Origin of the sequence: Sphingomonas sp. 7/4-4 (genome assembly GCF_027941955.1) — a bacterium.
Classification (GTDB): Bacteria; Pseudomonadota; Alphaproteobacteria; order Sphingomonadales; family Sphingomonadaceae; genus Sphingomonas.
On sequence record NZ_CP115960.1, the window covers coordinates 698,596 to 713,656 of the forward strand.

A 15,061-nucleotide genomic window follows, 5' to 3' on the forward strand; every position below is an offset into this window, starting at 1 on the left:
CCGTAAGGATACCCCCAACTACCGGGTATCCCGGAGTGGTTAAAAATCCGTTAACTCTGTTTTGCGCCCGAACCTCAGAGCCCGAGCTTGTAGCCGTCCTCCGGCTTCACCCACAGCACGCGCTGCGTCATCTCGGGATGCACGACGCCGTCCAAGGTCACCTCGGTCTTGAACGCCGCGCCGTCGGGCGTCTCGCGTATGCAGCCCGTCTTGTCGAGCATCGGCGTGATCGAGCCGACGACCTGGGTACGGATCGCACTCGCCATGGCCTCGTCGAGCGGCTTGCCGTCCATCTGGAACTTCGCGGCCTCGAAATCGGCCTTGCGGATCGGGCCGCACAGTGCGCCGTCCTTCGCCGTGCCCGGCGCCTTCACTTCCATGGTGATCAGCGGCTGCGGCGCCACGACCAGAGTCGTGGTCGATCTCGAAGCTGCCGTCCGAGTTCACCTTGTAGCTGCTCAGCGCCATGCACGTCTTCTTCTCGACATTGGGATTGGCGCACTGGAGCTTGCCGGCCCTGGCCGAAGCCAGCGGGTCGGCGGCGGCTTGCGGCGCGGCGCTCGCCAGCAGGAGGAAGGAAGCGATCATCGGTCGGACTCCATCACGACATCAGCCGAACATGCGATGCGGGCAGCGCCGCGGCAAGCAATCAAGGGCTCAGAGCCCCACGGCATACCCGTCACTGCGGGAGACCCAGGCAACGGGCTGGGTGAGTTCGGGATGCACGACGCCGTCGAGGGTCACGATCATCCGCGTCGCGCCGTTCTCGGTGCGATCGAGGGTGCAGCGCTTCTTGCCCTGCAGCGGCTGGACCGCATCGAGCATCTGCAGCCGCGCCGCGCTTTCCGCATTGGGGGACATCCGCTTGCCGTTGCCCAGCAGCGTGCCGTTCTGGAGATCGCTGGTGCGGATCATCACGCAGACGCCGCCTTCCTCGACCCGGCCAAAGGTCTTGTAGCGCAGCAGGACGCCCGGATCGCTCGAGACGAGGCCCGCTACCGTCGCATCGAAGCTGCCGTCGCTGGCCACCTTGTACCGGATGATCGTGCGGCAGGTGAGTCTCGCCGGATTGGGCGCGACGCAGCGGAGCTTGCCTTCGCGCGCCGGCGCCAGCGGATCGGCAGGGGCGGTGGGTGCGGACTGTCCCGCGAGCAGGCCGGCAAGCAACAGGGCAGCGATCATGGGCAAAAGCCTCCTAACTATCGGCGCTGGATGCGCGCTCACGCGGCGCGCCGCAAGTCCCGCGCTATCCGGTCACATCGCCCTGCCGCACGCGCCGCAGCCGGGGTTCGCGATCGAGATCCGATGCGGCCTTGATCGACTTGCGCATCTCGTCGCGCTTCTCGTGGATCGAAGCGATCACCGGTCCCACTGCCATTCCCAGATCGACGAGCACCGCCTCGGAGAGCTGGAGCGAGCTTTCGAGCGTCTCGGGCACGGCATCGGTCGCCCCCGCCTTGTAGAGTTCGGCGGCGTGATCGGCATCGCGGGCGCGTGCGATGATCGGCAGATCGGGCACCCAGCTCCGCACGCGCTTGGTGAGGCGAACGGTGAGCACGGGATCATCCATCGTCAGCACCAGCGCCTTGGCGTGACCGAGCTTGAGCTGGTCGACCAGCTCGCTGCGGGTCACGTCGCCGAACAGCACCGTATAGCCGTCCTTCCGCGCCGCATTGACGTTGTCGATGTCGGCGTCGACGCCGAGATAGGGAAGGTTATGCCGCCGCAGCATATCGGCGACGGTACGCCCCACGCGCCCGAAGCCGATGACCACCGCGCCGGGGATCGTCTCGTCCACCATGATCGGCGCGGCGTCCCTCTCCTGTTGCTCGATGAGGCGGGAGAAGAGCTGGCCGGCCTTGGCCAGCAGCGGCGTCGCGGTCAGGCCGATGGCCGTGACGGTGGTCCAGAACGCCGCGGTCGTCCCCGAGATCAGGCCCGCCGCGCCGGCCACGCCGAGCACGATCAGCGTGGTCTCGGAGGGACTCGCCATCAGCACGCCGGTTTCGGTCGCGGTGCCGGTGCGCGCGCCGGACAGCTTGAGCAGCCCCGTCGTGACGGCGACCTTGACCACCATCACCATTACCGTCGCGCCCAGCAGGGACGCCCAGTTGGCGAGCACGAAACCGAGATCGAGCCGCATGCCCACCGTGATCAGGAAAACGCCGAGCGCGAGCCCCTTGAACGGCGTGGTGATCGCTTCGACCTCGCCATGATATTCTGTCTCGGCGATCAGTAGGCCGGCGATCAATGCGCCGACGATCGGTGACAGGCCGGCGGCAGTGGTGGCGAGGCTCGCGGCGATCACTACCAGCAGGCTGGCGGCGAGGAAGAGTTCGGGGCTCTTGGTGCGCGCCGCCTGCGCGAACATGCGCGGAAGCAGCAGCCGCCCGCCGACGAACAGGATGGCGACGGTCAGCACGCCCATGCCGAGCGTGAGAAGCAGGCTTGCTCCGCCATGGACGCCGGGCGCGGGGGAAAGGGCGCCGAGCATAAAGATGATCGGAACGAGCGCCAGATCCTCGAACAGCAGCATGGCGAACGCCGCTCGGCCCACCGCACTGGTCGTGCCGGCGATCGGGACCACCAACGCCGTCGAGGACAGCGCCAGCGCCAGCCCGAGTCCGATCGCTCCGCCGGTGCTGAGGCCGGTGAGATAGAGTGCCGCGGCGAGGATCAGCCCGGCGCAGGCGAGTTCGGCGGCGCCGACCCCGAAGACGAGCGTGCGCATCGCCCATAATCGCTTGAACGAGAGCTCGAGCCCGATCGAGAACAGGAGAAGGATGATCCCGAATTCGGCGAAGGGCTCGATCGAATGCGCGTCGGAGATGGTGAGATAGAAAAGCCAGGGGTTCTGGCTGACCAGCGAGCCCAGCCCGAACGGCCCGACCAGCGCGCCGACGAGAATGAACCCGATCACTGGGCTGATCCGGAAGCGCGCGAAAGCGGGGATCACCAGTCCCGCGGCGCCGAGGATCACCAATGTATCGCTGAAGCCGGTATTGTGCAGATCAAGCATGGGACCATTAAAGCGGGCGCGAGCCTACTTGTCAGCCCGTAGACGGCCCAACAGCCATTTAATTAATGCGGCGATCCATGCGAGGACAGGATTGCGCGCCGGGCGAGGCGCCGGAGCCTCGGCGCCGGGAGCCGGTTTGTGGACCGGACTATCGGCCGGCGCTGATCCGGCCTCGATCACGGGCCCGGCTTCGGGCCGAACCTCGGTCGCATGCACTCCGAGGTTCGGCGGAGCACCGGGCTGCGAAGATTGCGCCCGGCTCACAATGGCTGTGTAGAAGCGATAAGATTGGCCGATCGCCGTCCCCGTGACGTCGTACAGGAAGAGATCGACCAGTTGCTGGTAGGTCGGGATATAGTCCGGCGGCAAAGGCGTATCGACCTCGACCGTGATCGTGTCCCAATCCGCTTTGGCGGCGGGGATGCTTTCGACGCCGAGCAGTGTGCCCAGATCGATCGAGACATAGCCGTTCGCGCCGGGCGGGATCACGAGGCCGTGCTGCGCCCCGCATTGGGCGCCGATATCGCCGGCGAGTCGCGCTGCGGTGGCGGGATCCATGCCCACCTGCAACTGTGCCGGATAGGTGGGCGTATGGACCCCGGGTGGGTAGATTATTTCCCAGCAAATCGCCGCGCCGAGATAGCAAAAGGCACCATATTCGCCCGGCGGGTTCAACGTGAGGCCGGGCAGCACGGCGACCGCGCTGACCGTCCATCCCGGGTTCGGGACTGGTGACGGCGGTCCGGCGCCGGGGACAGGCAACATCGGGGCATCGGCGACCAGCGTCCAAGGTGCGCAATCGAAAGTGCCGTCGCTTACTGCCTCCTCGCTGATCAGTGTGCCGGCGGAGAAGCGAAGCTGCGCGGTCGGCGCGGTCGTCGGCGCCAGCCGCACTTGCGACAGATTGCCGTCGTGGCTCCAGTCCTGGCCGGTATCGCTCCAGAACGGCACCTTCACGCCCGGCTCGAGGAAGGCGGCGGCAACGCAGGCGCCGCCTTTGTGCATCGTAGCGTCATTGTCCCACCAGAAGGCGGTGCCGAGCGCGTGAAATCCGTCGGGCGCAGTTGCCCAGTGATAGGTCACGTCACCCGGATTATGCGATCCGTGATCGTCGAGCACCCATGGCATGTCGGTCGCCGCCGCCACCGCCGCGGGCACGCCCGGCGCTGGCGCCAAATAATAGCAATAGGGTGCCGCCGGCACCGGCGAGGGTGGGATTTGGGGGACCGCTACGCCGCCGAGCGGATAGCCGTTCACGAGAGCATCGAAACCGGAGTTGGAATTGTACCCCGAATCATTCTGGTAGAAACTTATCGGGAAATCGCCACGCTGCGAGGTCCAGAAGCTGCCGTCGCCCTCATAGTGCGGGGTGCTGCTCGAATAGCCGCCTATCGGCCCGATCGTATAACCGTCTCTCGGCCCCATCGCGGCCATCAGGAAGGGGCCGTAGGGCACGCCCTTCTGCTGGTAATTCGTTGTGACGATTGCCCGCGATATCGCGCCCGCCGGATCGTTGGTGGGAATACCATATGGTCCGGTCATGCCGCGTCCCCCGATCACGGCAGAACCCGGGCGCGCCGAACTGGCGCGGCCCGGGTGCCGTTGTCGAGGTTAAGCAGCTTTGGGCGCTGATGTCACTCCGCAGCCGTAACGATCCTGGGCTCGACTTACTGCCAGTTGCCCATTTCGTTCTCGAGATTGACGCGAACCGTCTCGAAGAACTGTTCGGTGGTCATCCATGCCTGATCGGGCCCGATCAGCAATGCGAGATCCTTGGTCATCGCGCCGCTCTCGACGGTCTTGATGCAGACCTTCTCGAGCGTCTCGGCGAAGCGCGTCACGTCCGGCGTGTTGTCGAACTTGCCGCGGTACTTGAGGCCGCCGGTCCAGGCGAAGATCGAGGCGATCGGGTTGGTCGAGGTCGCCTTGCCCTGCTGGTGCTGGCGATAGTGGCGGGTGACGGTGCCGTGCGCCGCCTCGGCCTCGATTGTCTTGCCGTCCGGCGACATCAGAACCGAAGTCATCAGGCCAAGGCTGCCGAAGCCCTGTGCGACCTGATCCGACTGGACATCGCCGTCATAATTCTTGCACGCCCAGACGAATTCGCCGTGCCACTTGAGCGCGCTGGCGACCATGTCGTCGATCAGGCGGTGCTCATAGACGATGCCCGCGGCCTGGAACTTGTCCTTGAACTCGGCTTCGAACACGGCCTGGAAAATGTCCTTGAAGCGCCCGTCATAGGCCTTGAGGATCGTGTTCTTGGTCGAAAGGTACAGCGGCCAGCCGCGGCCGAGGCTGTAGTTCATGCTCGCACGGGCGAAGTCGGTGATCGATTCGTCGAGATTGTACATGCCCATCGCGACGCCGGCGTCGGGGAAGTTGAACACTTCCTTCTCGATCGTCTCGCCGTTCTCGCCTTCCCACTTCATCGTGAGCTTGCCCTTGCCGGGCACCTTGAAGTCCGTCGCCTTGTACTGATCGCCGAATGCATGGCGGCCGACGACGATCGGGCGGGTCCAGCCCGGGATCAGGCGGGGCACGTTCGAGATCACGATCGGTTCGCGGAAGATCACGCCGCCGAGGATGTTGCGGATCGTGCCGTTGGGCGACTTCCACATTTCCTTGAGGCCGAACTCCTCGACGCGCTGCTCGTCCGGAGTGATCGTCGCGCACTTCACGCCGACGCCGTACTGCCGAATCGCATTCGCCGAATCGATCGTGATCTGATCGTTGGTCTCGTCACGCTTCTCGACGCCGAGGTCGTAATATTTGAGGTCGATGTCGAGATAGGGGAGGATCAGGCGCTCGCGGATCCACTGCCAGATGATCCGCGTCATCTCGTCGCCGTCGATCTCCACGACCGGCGTTGCAACCTTGATCTTCGCCATGTGCTCGCTTTCCTGTTTAGGGTTTGGGCGAGCGTCTAGGGCGATGGGGGAGGGGATCAAGCGGCCTTGGCGGCGCTCACTTCTTCCACGCCCACCAGAGCTGCGCCGGCGGCAGGTTCCACCATTCGACTGCGTGATCGATATGCTCCCAATAGGGCGTCAGGAAGTTCCGCACCTTGGGATTATATTGATAGACGAGGAACGCGCCGTCCTTGCGCAGGATATCGTGCGTTGCATGCGCGATCGCGTCGCCCACGCCCGTGGGCAGCGTCGAGAAGGGCAGGCCAGAAGCGATGTAATCGGCATGTTCGAAGCCATGATCGGCGATGATCCGCTTGATGTCGGCTGCCGAGTCATTGATCGCGATGAAGCGCGGATCGTCGATCGTGTGCTTGAGATAGCGGATGAAATCCGGGTTGGTGTCGATCACGATCAGCTTGGCGTCGGGCGCGAGGCGCTCGAGAATCGTGCGTGTGAAGGTGCCGACGCCGGGGCCGTATTCGACGAACAGCTTGCAATTGTCCCAATCGACCGGGCTGAGCATGTGCCGCACGAGCCGCTGCGACGAGGACGCGATCGCGCCCACCATCACCGGATGCTTGAAGAAGCCCTTGAGGAACATGACCCAGGGCGAGGACACTCCGGCGGCGCGCATGCTGGCACGGCGATGCTTTGCGGAGGCGGTCGATGCGGGCATTGAAGTCCTTTGCAGCTTTCGTGGCAACCGAGGCGCACGCGCTTTCGCGAAAACGAACGAACATTCAAGCGCAGCAGTTGCTTTAATCGGAGACAATCTGCCCCCGAACTCGAACAGTGTGGCGCGCAGATACACCAGCCGCGGCGTCCCGCAAAGCCGAACTGCAACAATCGGACAATGGGCGGACGCACTCGGCAGCTTGCGCGTCTCCGCGGCCGCCGAGCCCCGGCAGCAACTGAACGGCACGGAAACTCGTTCCACCGTCTAGGAAACGCGGCCATGTGCCGCTACACCGCGCCGCATGGCATCGCTCGACAAGCCCTCCGCCGGTACTTCGACCGTGAAGTGGCGTTTCCCCGATATTCACCCCGAAGGGCGCAAATATGTGCTGATCGCCGGCGCGATCGCGCTGGTCAGCCTGTTCGTCTGGGATTTCATCACCTGGCCGCTCGTCTTCCTGACGCTGGGGGTTGCGGCGTTCTTCCGCGATCCGGTGCGCGTCACGCCGCAAGGCGAAGGGCTGATCGTCTCGCCCGCCGACGGTCTGATCACGATGATCGAGCGCGTGACGCTCCCGCCAGAGCTCTCCGGCCCGCATGCCCTTGGTGACGGTCCGATGCTGCGCGTCTCGGTGTTCATGAGCGTGTTCGACGTGCACATCAATCGCACGCCGATCACCGGCACGATTCGCCACGTCATCTACATCGCCGGCAAGTTCATGAACGCCGACTTCGACAAGGCCAGCGAAGAGAATGAGCGCCAGTACATCATCGTCGAGGACAAGAACGGGCAGCGGATCGGCTTCACCCAGATCGCCGGCCTCGTCGCGCGCCGCATCGTCAGCTTCGTCAAGGCAGGGGACATGGTGGTCGGCGGCCAGCGCGTCGGGCTGATCCGCTTCGGCAGCCGTGTCGACGTGTTCATCCCCGAAAGCTACGGCGTCGAAGTCGCGCTCGGCCAGCGCGCCATCGCCGGCGAAACCATCCTCGCGCGCAAGGGCGCAGTGCGCGCGACCGGCATCGCGCAATGAAGCCGCCCCGAGCGGGCAGGCCTTTCAGACGGCCGCTCCGGCGGCCGCGCCGCGAAGGCGGCATCCGCTCCGCGCGGTGCTGCCCAACACGGTCACGGCGCTCGCGCTCTGTTCGGGGCTGACCGCGATCCGCTTCGCGATTCTGGGGAATTGGGAAGTCGCGGTGCTGCTGGTTCTGGCGGCGGCGGTGTTCGACGGGCTCGACGGCAAGATCGCCCGGCTGGTGCACGCCGAGAGCCGATTCGGTGCCGAGCTCGACAGCCTTTCGGATGCGATCTCGTTCGGTGTGGCGCCGGCGCTGATCCTCTACCTCTGGTCGCTCAACGGGCTGGGTCGTTTCGGCTGGATGATCGCCTTGCTGCTCGCGCTCTTCTGCGCGCTGCGTCTCGCGCGGTTCAACGCCAATATCGACCAGGAGCATCAGCCGCATAAGTCCGCCGGCTTCCTCACCGGCGTTCCCGCGCCGGCGGGCGCGCTGCTGGCGATGACGCCGCTCTATCTGTGGCTGTGGACCGGGGAGGCACTGCTTCGCACGCCGATAGTGATCGCGCTGTGGACCGCGTTCATCGCGGTATTGCTGATATCCAGCATCGCCACCTTCGCGCCGGCGGTGCAGATCAAGCAGCGGATCCGCTTCGAAGCGGTGGCGCTGCTGGTGGTCTTCGTCGCGGCGCTGGTATCGGCGCCCTGGCCGACGCTGGCGCTGCTCGCGATCGCCTATCTGGCGACCATCCCGTTCAGCGTACGCAGCTATCGCCGGGTCATGCGGCTGCGCGCAGCGGCGCCCGTACCGGCATCGGAGCCGGAACTGTCCTCACCGTAACCCGGCTGAGCCGCGGCGGAAGGGCGGGAAACGTCGGCACCGGACCGAACAGCGCCTCGAAGCGATGCAGCTGGGGCCGGATGCTGGCGTAGAGGGTCCATGCTGCCGCCATGAAGGCCGAGCCGAACAGCAGTGCAATGGCGATCCCAGTCATCAATCGGCTCCCAATTCCGCATCCAAACTGCGGGAATTCAATGATTCCAACATCTTGACGATGCGAGGCGTTCCATGCCCCGCTTCTGGGCCCCTTTATGTTCCGCTAACGTTCCGCTGTCAACACGATGTTCGTAGATTGTTCTTCTTGCATAGGGGCGAGCGTTCGGCTAAGCGCGCCGCCTCAACCCGCATGGGAAGCATCATAAACCGGTGCCGTGAACGCTTCACGGTTCCCGCTTCCCAGAGGCTCAACCGGAAGGAGTTATCCCTATGGCGGCACCTGTCGTCACCATGCAGCAATTGCTCGAATCGGGCGCGCACTTCGGTCACCAGACCCACCGCTGGAACCCGAAGATGAAGCCCTACATCTTCGGCGATCGCAACGGCGTCCACATCATCGATCTTTCGCAGACCGTGCCGCTCTTCGCGCGCGCTCTCGAGTTCGTGAACTCGACCGTCGCCGCCGGCGGCAAGGTCCTCTTCGTCGGCACCAAGCGCCAGGCGCAGGAGCCGATCGCCGAGGCCGCGCGCCGCGCGAACCAGCATTTCGTCAACCATCGCTGGCTGGGCGGCATGCTCACCAACTGGAAGACCATCAGCAACTCGATCAAGCGCCTCAAGACGCTCGAAGAGCAGCTGTCGGGCGACACGCACGGCCTCACCAAGAAGGAAGTGCTCCAGCTCACCCGCGAGAAGGACAAGCTCGAAATGTCGCTCGGCGGCATCCGCGACATGGGCGGCGTTCCCGACATCATGTTCGTGATCGACGCGAACAAGGAAGAGCTGGCGATCAAGGAAGCCAACACGCTTGGCATCCCCGTCGTCGCGATCCTCGATTCGAACGTGAGCCCGGACGGCATCGCCTTCCCGGTTCCGGCGAACGACGACGCCTCGCGCGCCATCCGCCTCTATTGCGAAGCCGTGGCGATCGCCGCGACCCGCGGTGGCCAGGAGCAGCGCAACCAGGGCTTCGATTTCGGCGCCGCCGAGCAGCCCCCGGTCGAGGAAGCGCTCGTCGCCCCGGCTCCGGTCGCTGAAGAAGCGCCTGCCGCCGACGCGCCGGTCGTGACCGCCGAGGAGTTCGAGGCTCCTGCCGCCGCAGAGGCAGAAGCTCCTGCCGTCGCCGCAGAGGCAGAAGCTCCTGCCGTCGCCGCAGAGGCCGAGGCTCCTGCAGCTGCCGCAGAGGCCGAGGCTCCTGTCGCCGCCGAGGAGCCCGAGGCTCCCGCCGCCGCGACCACGCCCGAGCAGGCTGAAGAGGGCGAACGTCAGATCGACGCCTGATCCCGTCATCCAACCGTAATGGGGGCGGGGCAGGGCATCACGCACTGCTCCGCCCGATTTTTAGCTGAGGAATAGAACATGGCCGAGATCACTGCAGCAGCCGTGAAGGAGCTCCGCGAAAAGAGCGGCGCCGGCATGATGGATTGCAAGAAGGCGCTCACCGAGACCAATGGCGACCTCGAAGCCGCCAGCGACTGGCTGCGCTCGAAGGGCCTCGCCGCCGCCGCCAAGAAGTCGAGCCGCACGGCCGCTGAAGGCCTGGTCGGCGTCGCAGTCGCCGGCACCAAGGGCGTTGCCGTCGAAGTCAATTCGCAGACCGATTTCGTCGCCAAGAACGAGATCTTCCAGAACTTCGTCCGCGAAGTGACCGGGATCGCGCTCGAAAAGGGCGACAGTGTCGATGCGATCAAGGCCACGCCGATGGCTGCCGGCGGCAGCGTCGAGGAAGTGCTGACCGCGAACATCGCGACGATCGGCGAGAACCAGGTTCTCCGCCGCGCCAAGAAGGTCGAAGTGACCAACGGCGCCGTGATCCCCTACGTTCACAACGCGGCGGCCCCCGGCCTCGGCAAGATCGGCGTGCTCGTCGCGCTCGAATCGGAAGCCGGTGTCGACGTACTCGAGCCGCTCGGCAAGCAGATCGCGATGCACATCGCCGCGGCCTTCCCGTTGGCGCTCGACGAGACCGGCCTCGACCAGGACGTGATCGAGCGCGAGCGCGCGATCGCCACTGAAAAGGCGGCCGAGAGCGGCAAGCCGGCCGACATCGTCGCCAAGATGGTCGAAGGTGCCGTGAAGCGCTTCGCCAAGGAAAACGCGCTGCTCAGCCAGCCCTTCGTGATGGACGGCAAGACTCCGGTCGCCGATGTCATCGCCAAGGCGGGCAAGGACGCCGGCGCGACGATCACGCTCACCGACTATGTCCGCTTCCAGCTCGGCGAAGGCATCGAGAAGGAAGAGAGCGATTTCGCAGCCGAAGTGGCGGCGACCGCTGGTCTCACCAAGTAAGCGAGGCGCCGGGGCGTTCCGCCTCGACGGTCTGTTCCCGGCATCTCCGCTTGTTCCTGCGGCGCGGCACCTCTAAGGTCCGCGCCGCTTCGCTATCCGCCTCTTACCCAAGGCTCAAATGACCGCTCCCCGCTTCAATCGCATCCTTCTGAAACTCTCGGGCGAGGTCCTGATGGGCTCGGGCCAGTTCGGCATCGATCCCGCCACTTGCGACCGCGTCGCCGCCGAAGTGAAGGAGGCCGTCGAGACCGGGCTCGAGGTCTGCATGGTCGTCGGCGGGGGCAATATCTTCCGCGGCCTGGCGGGCGCGGCGCAGGGGTTCGACCGCGCCAGTGCCGACTATATGGGCATGCTCGCGACCGTCATGAACGCGCTCGCGATGCAGAACGCGATGGAGAAGATCGGCGTCCAGACCCGCGTCCAGTCGGCCATCCCAATGGCGTCGGTCTGCGAACCCTATATCCGCCGCCGTGCCGAGCGGCACATGGAGAAGGGCCGCGTCGTGATCTTCGCCGCGGGCACCGGGTTGCCCTTCTTCACCACCGACACCACCGCAGCCCTGCGCGCCGCGGAGATGAACTGCGACGCCTTGTTCAAGGGCACTTCGGTCGATGGCATCTACGACGCCGATCCCAAGAAGGTGCCGACTGCGAAGCGTTACGATTCACTTAGTTACGATCGCGTCCTCGCAGACAATCTCAAGGTGATGGATGCCTCCGCCGTAGCATTGTGCCGCGACAACGACATCCCGATCGTGGTGTTCAACATCCGCGACGAGGGTAATCTCTCCGCCGTCCTGCGCGGTGAGGGCGCCTCGACGATCGTGCAGAACGAAACCGTTCCGGCGTAAACAGATACTGAACAGGAGAGCCGTAAAATGGCCGCTTACGACAAGGCAGATCTCGAGCGCCGCATGGCCGGCGCGGTCGAGGCGCTCAAGCATGACCTTCAGGGCCTGCGCACGGGCCGCGCGTCGACGACCTTGCTCGATCCGGTGAGTGTCGAGGTCTACGGCTCGCACATGCCGATCAACCAGCTCGCGAGCGTCTCGGCGCCCGAGCCGCGCATGCTTTCGGTGCAGGTGTGGGACAAGACCAATGTCGGTCCCGTCGACAAGGCGATCCGCTCGGCCGGCCTCGGCCTTAACCCGATCGTCGACGGCCAGACCTTGCGCCTGCCGATCCCCGATCTGACCGAGGAGCGCCGCAAGGAACTCGCCAAGCTGGCGAACCAATATGCCGAAAAGGCGCGCATCGCCGTGCGCAACGTCCGTCGCGACGGCAATGACAGCCTCAAGACCGATGAGAAGAAGGGCGTGTTCGGCGAGGACGAGCGCAAGCGCCACGAGACCGAGGTCCAGAAGCTGACCGACAGCACGATCGCCGAGATCGACGCCGCGGCGGCGAGCAAGGAAAAGGAAATCCTGGGCAAGTGACGCCGGGCATTCGCCATTCTTCGATGCCGGTCGACTGACATGGCCGCCAGACCCGCTCCCGACCTTCCCGCGGGTACGATCCCGCGTCACGTGGCCATCATCATGGATGGCAACGGGCGCTGGGCGAAGAAGCGCTTCCTGCCGCGCATCGCCGGGCACAAGCAGGGCGTCGAGGCGGTTCGCCGCATCGCCCGCGCCGCGCGCAAGCTCGGCATCGAAGTCCTGACGCTCTACGCTTTCTCGTCGGAGAACTGGCGGCGTCCGGAGGACGAGGTCCGCGACCTGATGGGGCTGCTCCGCCACTTCCTGGCGAGCGAACTCGACGAGCTCGTTTCCGAGGGCGTCAAGCTCCGCGTGATCGGCGGCTGGCGCAGCCTCGCGCCCGATCTCGTTGCGATGATCGACGGCGCCGTCGCGCGCACCGCCACCAATCCGGGCCCGACGCTGGTGATCGCGCTCAATTACGGCGCGCAGGCGGAAATCCTCGCCGCCTCCCGCCGCCTGGCGGAACAGGTGCGTGACGGCACGCTGGACGCCGCCGCTATCGACGAGGCGCGGTTCGAGGCCGAGCTGGAGACCGCCGGCCTGCCGCCGCTCGACCTGCTCATCCGCACTTCGGGCGAGCATCGGCTGTCGAACTTCCTGTTGTGGCAGGCGGCCTATGCTGAATTATTGTTCGTCGACACGCTCTGGCCCGATTTCGACGAGGCGGCGCTTGCCGAAGCGCTCGACCGGTTCGGCCAACGCCAGAGGCGTTTCGGAGGCTTGTGATCAAAGCCAAATCGGATCTCGCGACGCGCCTAGTCGTCGCCATCGCGCTCATTGGACTCGCCGCGGCGGCGCTCTGGGCGGGGGGCTGGGATTCTGGATCGTCATCATCGTCGTCGCATTGCTGATGATGAGCGAATGGGCCGAATTGACGGGAGCGAACCCGCAGCAGAAGCGGCTCTCGCAATATGCCCTGACGGTGCCGCTCGCGATCATGGCGCCGGGCCTCGCCGCGGGGCCGGGCTTCGTCGCGCTCGGCCTGTTGATCGGTGCGATGTTCTTCATCGGAGCAGTGACGCGGCGGCCGTCACTCGCCGGCGGCGTGCTCTATGCCGGGCTGCCGGTGCTCGCGCTGCTGGCCCTACGCGAACAGGATCCGAAGGGGTTGCTCTATACATTTTGGGCGATGGCCCTGGTCTGGGCGTGCGACAGCGGCGCCTATTTCGCCGGCCGGGCGATCGGCGGGCCGAAGCTGGCACCGCGGATCAGTCCCAACAAGACCTGGGCGGGGTTCATCGGGGGCGTGATCAGCGCGGGATTGTTCGCGGGGTTGTTGAACTACTGGCTCAGCTTGCCGCTGGTGTTGGCCATCGCGACGCCCTTGCTCGCCGCGCTCGCGCAGATGGGGATCTCTTCGAGAGCCATCTCAAGCGCCTGGCCGGCGTCAAGGACTCGGGGAACCTGTTGCCCGGGCACGGCGGGATCATGGATCGGCTCGACGGGCTCGTCGTCGTGGCGCCGGTGGCGGCATTGCTGGTATTGGTGCTGACTTGATGAAACGAGTCACGATCCTCGGTGCCACCGGTTCGGTGGGCAGTTCGACGCTGGATCTGATCGAGCGCGCGCCCGAGAAGTTCGAAATCGTCGCGCTGACCGCCAACCGCGACGTCGAAAAGCTCGCCGCGGCGGCGATCCGCACCCGCGCACAGGTCGCCGTGGTCGCGGACGAGACGTGCCTCGAGCCGCTTCGCGAGGCGCTTGCGGGCAGCGGCGTCGAGGCGCGGGCAGGGGCCGAGGCGGTCTGCGAGGCCGCACGGATGGGCGCCGACTGGACGATGGCGGCGATCGTCGGGACCGCAGGGCTCAAGCCGGTGATGGCGGCGCTCGAGGCGGGCGGCACCGTCGCGCTCGCCAACAAGGAAGCGCTGGTTTCGGCAGGTGACGTCATGACGGCGGCGGCGCACGCGTATGCGACGACGCTGCTGCCGGTCGATTCCGAGCATAATGCCGTTTTCCAGTGCCTCGACCGCACTGCGCCGCGCAGCGTGCGGAAGATAATTCTTACCGCCAGCGGCGGGCCGTTCCGCGCCACGCCGATCGAGGCGATGCGCGCGATCACGCCCGCGCAGGCAGTGGCGCACCCCAATTGGTCGATGGGCGCGAAGATATCGGTCGATTCGGCGACGATGATGAACAAGGGGCTCGAGCTGATCGAAGCCTTCCATCTGTTCCCGGTGCGCGCGGACCAGCTCGACATCCTCGTCCACGCCCAGTCGGTGGTGCATTCGATGGTCGAATATGTCGACGGATCGGTGCTCGCCCAGCTCGGCACGCCCGATATGCGCACGCCGATCGCTTATGCGCTGGCCTGGCCCGAGCGGATGGCGACGCCGTGCGAAGCGCTCGATCTGGCACGGATCGGGCGGCTCGACTTCGAGGCGCCGGACCCGGCGCGCTTCCCTGCGCTGACGCTGGCACGCAATGCCCTTTCCGCGGGTGGGGCGCGGCCGGCGATTCTCAATGCCGCCAACGAGGTAGCCGTGGCGGCATTCCTCGGCGGGCGTGTGGGATTTCTTGAAATTGCCGCAATCGTTGCCGATACGCTGGCGCGCTACGATCCGGCCGCCCCGGATCTCGCTGGATGCCGTGCTGGCGATCGATGCCGAAGCGCGGGCGTATGCGGGCGAGCGTGTGAAGGACTGCGTTCTTTGATCGAGATCTCCCGGTATCCTCCTC

Annotated in this window: 12 protein-coding genes and 3 pseudogenes; 9 read left to right on the forward strand and 6 right to left on the reverse strand. The window is 65.8% G+C overall.

Annotated elements, in window-relative coordinates; genetic code table 11:
* Window positions 1–74: 74 nt before the first annotated feature.
* From PIB19_RS03665 to PIB19_RS03690, 6 genes are all read right to left on the reverse strand, one after another.
* A complete protein-coding gene (locus PIB19_RS03665) occupies window positions 75–404 on the reverse strand; it encodes a hypothetical protein (RefSeq protein ID WP_271239713.1) in 330 nt (109 codons plus the stop codon).
* A 253-nt stretch (window positions 405–657) separates the two neighbouring features.
* Window positions 658–1,182 (reverse strand): hypothetical protein, encoded by a 525-nt coding sequence (locus PIB19_RS03670; protein WP_271239714.1) that lies wholly within the window; start codon window positions 1,180–1,182, stop codon window positions 658–660.
* Window positions 1,183–1,246: 64 nt separating this feature from the next.
* Entirely contained in the window at window positions 1,247–3,019 is a 1,773-nt protein-coding gene (locus PIB19_RS03675) for a cation:proton antiporter domain-containing protein (RefSeq protein WP_271239715.1), read from the reverse strand.
* Between the two features lie 24 nt (window positions 3,020–3,043).
* The gene (locus PIB19_RS03680) at window positions 3,044–4,561 is read right to left on the reverse strand and encodes a hypothetical protein (protein ID WP_271239716.1); all 1,518 of its coding nucleotides are present in this window, start codon (window positions 4,559–4,561) and stop codon (window positions 3,044–3,046) included.
* Window positions 4,562–4,686: 125 nt separating this feature from the next.
* The gene (locus tag PIB19_RS03685; protein ID WP_271239717.1) at window positions 4,687–5,907 is read right to left on the reverse strand and encodes an NADP-dependent isocitrate dehydrogenase; all 1,221 of its coding nucleotides are present in this window, start codon (window positions 5,905–5,907) and stop codon (window positions 4,687–4,689) included.
* 76 nt (window positions 5,908–5,983) lie between these two features.
* The gene (locus PIB19_RS03690; protein ID WP_271239718.1) at window positions 5,984–6,604 is read right to left on the reverse strand and encodes a class I SAM-dependent methyltransferase; all 621 of its coding nucleotides are present in this window, start codon (window positions 6,602–6,604) and stop codon (window positions 5,984–5,986) included.
* 301 nt (window positions 6,605–6,905) lie between these two features.
* On the opposite strand from PIB19_RS03690, the gene PIB19_RS03695 reads away from it, so the two are divergent.
* The 9 genes and pseudogenes from PIB19_RS03695 (at window position 6,906) to PIB19_RS03735 (ending at window position 15,037) form a co-directional block, all read left to right on the forward strand.
* A complete protein-coding gene (locus tag PIB19_RS03695) occupies window positions 6,906–7,634 on the forward strand; it encodes a phosphatidylserine decarboxylase (RefSeq protein WP_271239719.1) in 729 nt (242 codons plus the stop codon).
* 76 nt (window positions 7,635–7,710) lie between these two features.
* Window positions 7,711–8,457 (forward strand): CDP-diacylglycerol--serine O-phosphatidyltransferase, encoded by a 747-nt coding sequence (pssA, locus tag PIB19_RS03700; RefSeq protein ID WP_271239720.1) that lies wholly within the window; start codon window positions 7,711–7,713, stop codon window positions 8,455–8,457.
* Between the two features lie 426 nt (window positions 8,458–8,883).
* Window positions 8,884–9,723: pseudogene (gene rpsB, locus PIB19_RS03705) on the forward strand (30S ribosomal protein S2); the annotation flags it as partial.
* Window positions 9,724–9,972: 249 nt separating this feature from the next.
* Window positions 9,973–10,902: a translation elongation factor Ts gene (tsf, locus tag PIB19_RS03710; RefSeq protein WP_271239721.1), complete on the forward strand. Its 930-nt coding sequence runs from the start codon at window positions 9,973–9,975 to the stop codon at window positions 10,900–10,902.
* Window positions 10,903–11,020: 118 nt separating this feature from the next.
* A complete protein-coding gene (pyrH, locus tag PIB19_RS03715; protein WP_271239722.1) occupies window positions 11,021–11,752 on the forward strand; it encodes a UMP kinase in 732 nt (243 codons plus the stop codon).
* A gap of 27 nt (window positions 11,753–11,779) precedes the next feature.
* Window positions 11,780–12,337: a ribosome recycling factor gene (frr, locus tag PIB19_RS03720; protein ID WP_029724523.1), complete on the forward strand. Its 558-nt coding sequence runs from the start codon at window positions 11,780–11,782 to the stop codon at window positions 12,335–12,337.
* Between the two features lie 39 nt (window positions 12,338–12,376).
* Entirely contained in the window at window positions 12,377–13,108 is a 732-nt protein-coding gene (locus PIB19_RS03725) for an isoprenyl transferase (RefSeq protein WP_271239723.1), read from the forward strand.
* A pseudogene (locus PIB19_RS03730) lies at window positions 13,105–13,879 on the forward strand (phosphatidate cytidylyltransferase). The gene PIB19_RS03725 and the pseudogene PIB19_RS03730 overlap by 4 nt, the downstream one beginning before the upstream one ends.
* A pseudogene (locus PIB19_RS03735) lies at window positions 13,879–15,037 on the forward strand (1-deoxy-D-xylulose-5-phosphate reductoisomerase). Before PIB19_RS03730 ends, PIB19_RS03735 begins: the two co-directional pseudogenes overlap by 1 nt.
* The last annotated feature ends 24 nt before the right edge of the window (window positions 15,038–15,061 follow it).